The organism is Martelella mediterranea, from assembly GCF_004342225.1.
GTDB lineage: Bacteria > Pseudomonadota > Alphaproteobacteria > Rhizobiales > Rhizobiaceae > Martelella > Martelella mediterranea_B.
This window is the reverse complement of the sequence record NZ_SMAR01000041.1, coordinates 21356-28640: the sequence shown is the minus strand read 5'-3', so window position 1 is coordinate 28640 and position 7285 is coordinate 21356. Positions and strand designations below refer to the sequence as shown.

Annotated in this window: 7 protein-coding genes; 1 reads left to right on the top strand and 6 read right to left on the bottom strand. The window is 57.7% G+C overall.

What is annotated here, in order from left to right:
* The first annotated feature begins 352 nt into the window (after positions 1-352).
* The gene (locus EDC90_RS18005; RefSeq protein ID WP_207903957.1) at positions 353-1375 is read left to right on the top strand and encodes a LacI family DNA-binding transcriptional regulator; all 1023 of its coding nucleotides are present in this window, start codon (positions 353-355) and stop codon (positions 1373-1375) included.
* Between the two features lie 187 nt (positions 1376-1562).
* Here EDC90_RS18005 and EDC90_RS18000 read toward each other — a convergent pair whose 3' ends face one another.
* From EDC90_RS18000 to yiaK, 6 genes are all read right to left on the bottom strand, one after another.
* Positions 1563-2306, bottom strand: a complete 744-nt coding sequence (locus tag EDC90_RS18000) for a FadR/GntR family transcriptional regulator (protein WP_132313934.1) — start codon at positions 2304-2306, stop codon at positions 1563-1565.
* 182 nt (positions 2307-2488) lie between these two features.
* Complete coding sequence (locus EDC90_RS17995) at positions 2489-3487, bottom strand: DctP family TRAP transporter solute-binding subunit (RefSeq protein WP_245511124.1); 999 nt, start codon at positions 3485-3487, stop codon at positions 2489-2491.
* A gap of 92 nt (positions 3488-3579) precedes the next feature.
* A complete protein-coding gene (locus EDC90_RS17990; protein WP_132313933.1) occupies positions 3580-4857 on the bottom strand; it encodes a TRAP transporter large permease subunit in 1278 nt (425 codons plus the stop codon).
* A complete protein-coding gene (locus EDC90_RS17985) occupies positions 4854-5333 on the bottom strand; it encodes a TRAP transporter small permease subunit (protein WP_132313932.1) in 480 nt (159 codons plus the stop codon). The genes EDC90_RS17990 and EDC90_RS17985 overlap by 4 nt, the downstream gene beginning before the upstream one ends.
* Positions 5334-5389: 56 nt before the next feature.
* The gene (locus tag EDC90_RS17980) at positions 5390-5872 is read right to left on the bottom strand and encodes a YhcH/YjgK/YiaL family protein (protein ID WP_132313931.1); all 483 of its coding nucleotides are present in this window, start codon (positions 5870-5872) and stop codon (positions 5390-5392) included.
* Positions 5873-5874: 2 nt separating this feature from the next.
* Complete coding sequence (gene yiaK / locus EDC90_RS17975) at positions 5875-6897, bottom strand: 3-dehydro-L-gulonate 2-dehydrogenase (RefSeq protein WP_207903956.1); 1023 nt, start codon at positions 6895-6897, stop codon at positions 5875-5877.
* Positions 6898-7285: the final 388 nt, after the last annotated feature.

Below are 7285 nucleotides of genomic sequence, written 5' to 3'. Positions count from 1 at the left end.
AAACGGGTTAACGTTCTGGACGGTTTGAATTGCATTGTTTCCTCCCATGCAAGACAGCTGTAAGTCTTACGATATGAGGTACGTTACCGGTAACGGTACATTGTGTCAATCGCGTTTCGCGCAAGAAGGCCGCTTGATTTGCGCGTGGGAGCTTCGGCTCGTTTCTTCAGGCTGGCGGCAGGCGCAGGCGTGGTTTTGTCGCCACCGCGATGAATGTGTGCTAATTCGAACTCCGGCTTTTCTGCAAAAGGCACAGAGGCTGACAGACAAAGAGTGAGGTATTGATCAGTATGGTATCCTTCTTCGCCTCCGCGCCGGGGATAATGGTCGGGACCTGTCAGGGGGAACAGGCGTGACTGCAAAGAAGCGGGCGGCGACACTGGCCGAGATTGCAAAAGTCGCGGGTGTTTCGCGGATGACAGCCTCGCGCGCGCTCAATAACCAGCCAGGCGTTTCGGCGGAAACACGCGAAGACATTCTCCGTATTGCCGACGAAATGGGCTATTCGGTCAATCCGTTTGCCCAAAAGCTCTCCAATGGCCGCTCGCGGATTATCGGCGTGATGGCGGAGTTGCATGCCCCCTTCACCAGCGACATCGTGCTCGGCATCAGCGGTGCGGCGAAGAACGCAGGCTACGAGGCGCTTGTCTATTCACTTCCGGATCGTGACAGCACTGCGCCGAGCAGTGTTGCAAGCCTCTTGCAGCAGATCGCCGGCGGCATCATCGCCATTCTTCCCTATGAGGCGAGCTATTTGGAAAAGATCGCCAGCGAAGCCTTGCCGGTGGTGACGATCGACACGCTTTATGACGATCCGCCGTTTCCCTCGGTCGATGGCGACAGCTATCAGGGCGCGCGGCTTGCGGTGCGCCATCTGGCCGATCTCGGCCACCGCCGGATCGGTTTCATCTCGGGCGACAACCGGTTGCGTTCGGCGCGCGAACGCCGGGCGGGCTATTGCGATGCCGTTGCTCAGTTCGATCTGGATCGGGATCCGCAGCTGATCGTCGAGGGCGACTTCCTGCAAAAGAGCGGCTTCGACGCGGCCAAGCAATTGCTGGCGCTGAAGGAACGGCCGACCGCGATTTTCGCCTCCAATGATATCAGCGCGCTCGGCGCCAGTCAGGCACTCAGGGAAAAGGGGCTTTCGATCCCGGAAGACATGTCGCTGATCGGCTTTGACGACATCGCCATCGCCCAGCAAATGCATCCACCGCTGACGACGATCCGCCAGCCGCTGCGCCAGATCGGCCGCTCGGCGATGAATACGCTGCTGGCACGCATCAGCGGGCTCGACGCGCCGAGCAACCGGATCACGCTGCCGACAGAACTGATCGTGCGCCAGTCGACAGCGGAACCCCGCCACCGGACTTGACCGCTTCGCCTGGTAGTGCCAGGTTGTGGCATTGCCAAGTTGCTGAAGTGCGCTTTTGCAAGCGAACGACGGCGGAAGATATTGTGCCCTGTCCATTCTGCGCCGCCACAACGTCCGTGTGTGTGCCTTTCGGCCTCCGATCAGCCTGAGAAGAAGCGGCCGTCAGGACCGCTTTTTGAGGAAAACGTTATTTCAAAGCTTTGTATTTCTGATCGACGCGGCTCCGCACGCCTTCGATCATCTGTGTGCTTATCCGTTTTGCCACGGCGGGTTTGCGCAGGCGGATCGCGTTCAGGAGTTCGGAATGCTGGTCGATCGTGATTTGCTTTGTGGTGTTGTCGGGGAAATAGGTCACATCGAACACGGCGATCTGAAGGGCTGTGATCGCCTTGCCAAGCTGCTCGACCACATAATTCTGCGCTGCGGCAATCAACGCTGCATGGAAGCGGATATCAGCCTCGTTGAAACGATCCTTGTCGGCATAGAATTTATCCATGTCCTTCAGGGCCGCTTCCATCTTCGCAAGGTCGTCCGCGCCCGCCCGCGCCGCCGCCCAGCCGGCGATCTCGGGCTCTATAATGGCCCGGGTTTCAAGAAGCGTTCTGATCATGTCGTAACTGCCTTCTCCGGCGAGAACCCAGTTCAGAACATCGGTATCGAGGTAGTTCCAGTCGCGCCGCTCCTGGATGAAAAGGCCGCGGTGCTTTTGAATGACAATCAGCCCTTTCGATGCGAGGATTTTCGCGACTTCGCGAAGGGTCGCGCGGGATACGCCATAGGTCGCGCACAGTTCCGCCTCCGAAGGAAGCGACGTTTCGCCAGCGTAACGACCACTCACAATGTCGTTCCCAAAGTCGGCGACCGTGGATTCGAGCTTTGTCGCCCGGCCGTTCGATGGCTTGGACGCATTTTCAGATGTCAGCTTTGACAAGAGACCCTCGCAGTACTCACCTTCGATATGTCGTTTGCATCATTAGCAGTTTTCATCCGACACCAGAAATAACCATTGCCGAAAAATAAGTGGCTCCGGCAGATGTCGAAGGCACATCGCCGGAACCACTCATATCTGACCAGAACCGGTCGAGGATTTCTCAACCAGTTGAAGCGTTTCGATTAGTCATTGGCGCGCAATGCATCGATCTGCTGCAGTTCGGAAGCGCCGCCGAACTGATCGACAAAGGTATCGCGCACGCCAAGCGTTGCCTCGACGAAGGGGGCCTGTTCGATGCTTTCCACGATATCCAGGCCTTCGCCCCTGAGGAACTCAACCTCTTCCGCGATCGCCTGATTGTTGAGCTCGCGCTGATAGTCGCCCGCTTCGCGTGCCGCCTCGATGAGCGCCTGCTGCTGGTCTTCCGGCAGCGCGTCGAACTTGGCCTTGTTCATTGCCACGATCAGCGGGCTGTAGGCGTGATAGGACAGGGTCAGGTAATCCTGAACCTCATAGAGTTTCGCCGACACGAACACGCCGAGCGGGTGTTCCTGGGCATCGACGGTCCCCATTTCGAGTGCCGTATAAAGTTCACCGATCGGCATCGGCACAGGGTTTGCGCCCAGAAGCTGGAAAGCCTCGATATGAACCGGCGCGCCGGTCGTGCGGATTTTCAACCCCTTCACATCGTCGGGTGTGTGAACCGGATGCACCGAATTGGTGATCTGGCGCCAGCCATTGTCCCAGTAGGCAAGCCCCTGAAGGCCGACATCGTTCAACTGGTCCAGCAATTCCTGTCCGACCTCGCCGTCAAGGGTGCGGTAGGCATGGTCGGTATCTTCAAACAGGAACGGGATGTCGAGCATGCCGATGAGGGGAACCAGGCCGCTGAAATTCGAAGACCCGGTGACAAGCATGTCGATCGTGCTGCCGCGCGTTCCGGTAATGGCGGCCTGGCCATTGCCGAGCGTGCTGTCGGTGAAAATCTTCAGATCGAGCTCTCCACCGGTCTTTTCTTCCAGCAACTCGTTGAATTTCTGCGCACCGGCATACTGCGTATCGTTGCGCGACGCTTCAGAGGCGAAACGCAGCGATTTTGCCTGAACGCCAGTGGTTGCCGATAATGCGAGGCCCACCCCCACGAGCGACCCGATCACGATATTCTTCATGGTTACAGTCATTCTACTCTCCCAATTTTTGTGTATTGCCGCTCAAGCTAAAGGTGCGACGACAAGCCTGCGGCTGAAGCCTGTCGCCACATTTGCGGTTGGCGTCAGGACAGCCAATGAAGCGGTGTTATGATCAGCGCCGGAAACAGAATGAACAGAACGAGCAATGCCAGCATTACCGCCAGATATGGCGCGACGCCGCGCACACAGCGCTCGAACGGTATCTGGGACACGCCGGCGATCACGTTGAGCACGTTCCCGACGGGTGGCGTAATCAGACCGATTGAGGAGTTCAGGATAAACATCACACCGAAATAGACCGGATTGATATCGGCCGCGTGGACGAGCGGCATCATCACGGGGACGAGGATGAGAACCGTTGGCGTCAGGTCCATAACCATACCGACAATCATGATGAACACCATCATCACAGCCATCAGCAGGATGGGTGACCCGGTGAGCGGTTCCATCAGATCGGCAACCATCTGCGGCAGCTCGGCAATCGTGATGAGCCATGCGGATACAGCCGATGCGGCAACGAGCAGCATGACGACGGCAGTCGTTTCGGCGGCGGAATAGAGTACCTCATAGAGTTTCCTGAGATCTAGTTCCCGATAGACGACCACCGAAATGAAAAGCGCGTAGACAGCGGCGACAACGCCGGCCTCGGTCGGGGTGAATATGCCGCTGCGAAAACCGCCGATGATGATGACCGGCAGGAACAGCGCCCATATGCCCTGCCGAAGCGACTGCATGATTTCAGCCGGCTTTGCCTTTTCCATCGTCTCGATTTCAGCGGTGCGGGCCTGCCACCACCAGACGGCCGCCAGAGTCGCACCCATCATCACGCCCGGCGCAATACCGGCCAGAAAGAGCTGTGAAATCGAAACGCCGCTTGCCACGCCGAAAATGATGAACGGAATGGACGGCGGAATGACCGGTGCGATGATGCCGCCGGCAGAGAGCAGCCCGACCGACCGGCTTTCATCGTAGCGCGCGGTCTTCATCATTGGCAGAAGCACCATTGCCAGCGCTGCGGTATCGGCGGCGGCAGAACCCGAGAGGCTTGCCATCAGCACCGCGGCAATGATCGCGACATAGCCGAGGCCACCGCGTTTGTGGCCGACCAGCTTCATGGGAAGGTCGACGATGCGTTTGGAGATTCCGCCCGCGTTCATCAGTTCACCGGCGAGAATGAAGAACGGAATCGCCAGCAACGAAAAACTGTCGGCCCCGTTGATCAGGTTCTGCGCCATGATCTGGCTGTCGAAAAGCCCCAGATTGAGCATCAGGGCCGTGCCGCAGAGCAGCAGCGAAAAAGCAATCGGTATGCCGATGACGATGCAGCCAACCAGGCTGACAAGGAAAACGATGACGGTCACAGGATTTCACCTCCGGGTAACTGCCGGATGGCACGCCAGATCCGGGCCACCAGTATGACGCCAACACAGACGGCGAAGGGAATGCCGGCAGCATAGAGAACGGCAACCGGCAAGCCGCTTATGGGAAGGCGGTTCTGGAGGTTCAGCTCAGCCAGCTGCCAGCAACCGATAAGCACCATCACGCAACACATCAGCATGGCGATGCGGCTTAAAACGAGCACGATTCCCCGCCAGGGATCCGGTAAGCGGTTGAGAACGAACACGACGCGGACATGCCGGTTTCTGGCAAAGGCCGTGATCGAACCGAGAAAGGTCAGCCACACGAACAGGTAACGGGCGACTTCTTCTGTGATAAGAATGTTGGAGTTGAAACCGTATCGCATCACTACATTGGCGAAAACGAGGACGCACATCAGGGCAAGCGATATGACCATCAGCGCCTTCAGCGTTTGCTGCACGGCATTTTGTATAGACACCTTGATCCTCCCAGTGAATCTCGATGGGGCCGCCTTGTTCAGGTGGCCCTTTGTTTTTAACCAGCTTTGAGGCTTGCCAGCGGAAGCTTGACGACGACCTTTCTGACACTGTCTTCTCCGGGCACTGAACAGCCGGGGGCATGAAGGTCCCACGGAAACAGCACCGCGAAGTCTCCCGGTTTCAGGGTCACCGCGGTGACCGGTTCGGCCGGCAGGTCGTAGAACAGATTGTCGTTTTCGTGTTGTCCTTGACGTGTCGCATCGACAGCATCCGTAAGCGGCGCCTGAACGATCTTTTCGGCACCTGAAACCACGAGGTGAATGTCGATGTTCTCAAGGTGCGATTCAGCCTTTCCTGCCTCACGCGGATGCGTTTGCAGAGAAAAAAGCCTGGCCGTCAGTCCATGACCGGCAAGAGCGATCTCACCGTCCTCAATGTCATGAAAATCCATAACTGCCAACGCATCGAGAACCGAAAAGACAGCATCTGGAAATTCATTGCCTGCGCGCTGAAGGCAGTCGAGGTGTCCGGTAATCATCGTCAGGCACTCCGGCCTGCAAGAGCGAGAACCTCTGCCCAGATACCGTCATCGACAACAATTCCGTTTTCCAGATGATCCTTGCGTACACGGACTTCGATCTGTCCCGGATAGAGGACCTCCTTGCTCTTCTCGTCCGGTGTCGAGCCATTGACATAGTCGGCAACGCCATCCGCCACCCGGTTGGTAAACGCCTCGCCGCCGAGCTGCCGGGGATCGATGGCGATGAATATCTGCGAACAGCCGGTGCAGCTTCCTTCCTGGATCTGGTCGATCTCGTAGGTCGGGGCGCCTTCGGAAAGCACTGCAGCCAGCGTGTCGAGCAGAATGGCGAAGCCCGAACCTTTCCAGTAGCCCATCGGCAGGATGCGCATCGATTCCTCGATCGGGCCGGGCTCGGAGGTCAATACCCCATTCTTGTCAAAGCCGCCGGGGAAGGGCAGGTTTTCGCCTTTCAGCCGTGTGACCTGAAGCTTGCCATAGGCATATTGCGACATTGCCATATCGAGCACGATATGGCCGTTGTCACGCGGCACGGCCATGACGAAGGGATTATTGCCCAAGCGCGTATTCTGCGCTCCCCAGGCCGGCATGCAGGACTCGGTATTGGTCCAGCACATGGCGACATAGCCCTTCTCGGCAGCATGCCAGCCGAAGGCCCCGCCACGCATCCAGTGGGTCGTATTCCGCAAGGCCACGATGCCGACGCCGTTCCTTTCGGCGAGTTCCATCGAGCGATCGCTGGCGAAAAGTGCATTGAGTATGCCCGGACCGCGATGACCGTCGAACACTTCAATAGCAGCGAGAGAGCGAACAGGTTCCGGCTTCCCCCCCAGATTGACCCAGCCCTTTTTCACGTAGTCGACAAACCGTGCGACACGGTTGAGGCCATGCGAGTACACCCCGTCGCAGCTCGCCTGCGTGTGAAACGCGGCGCATTGGGCGGCGTCCCCGGCGGACATCCCCGCCTTGACAAAAGCTTCGGTGATGACGTCCCGCATCGTATCGAAAGGTATGCGTGTCAATTGCTCTACTCCATCCATTGGAAATCCTGAGATTTCACGAGTTTTCTGCAAACGGGAGAAGAGACTGATCGAGCGCGCGTGCCACGGAAGGTGGCGACGTTAGCTCTCTGTCGGCAGCGCGCATTGGATGCACGGCCAAGCCATGCCGGCGATGCAGGCATCATAAATTCATCCTCCCGTAAACGATCCTCCAGATTGACTATCAATGTCTTTTAAATCGTCTGACAATGTGTATATGATTGTTTGTCGATTATGTAAAGCCGTTTTGAAGACGAACTGACAGGCAAACACAAAATCGGCGGCAGAAGCCGCGGCCAGCATATGCGGCTGAATGGGAGGAGAAGCGATGATGGGAAGCGCTCGCACTCAATCGAGCGGAAAACCGCAG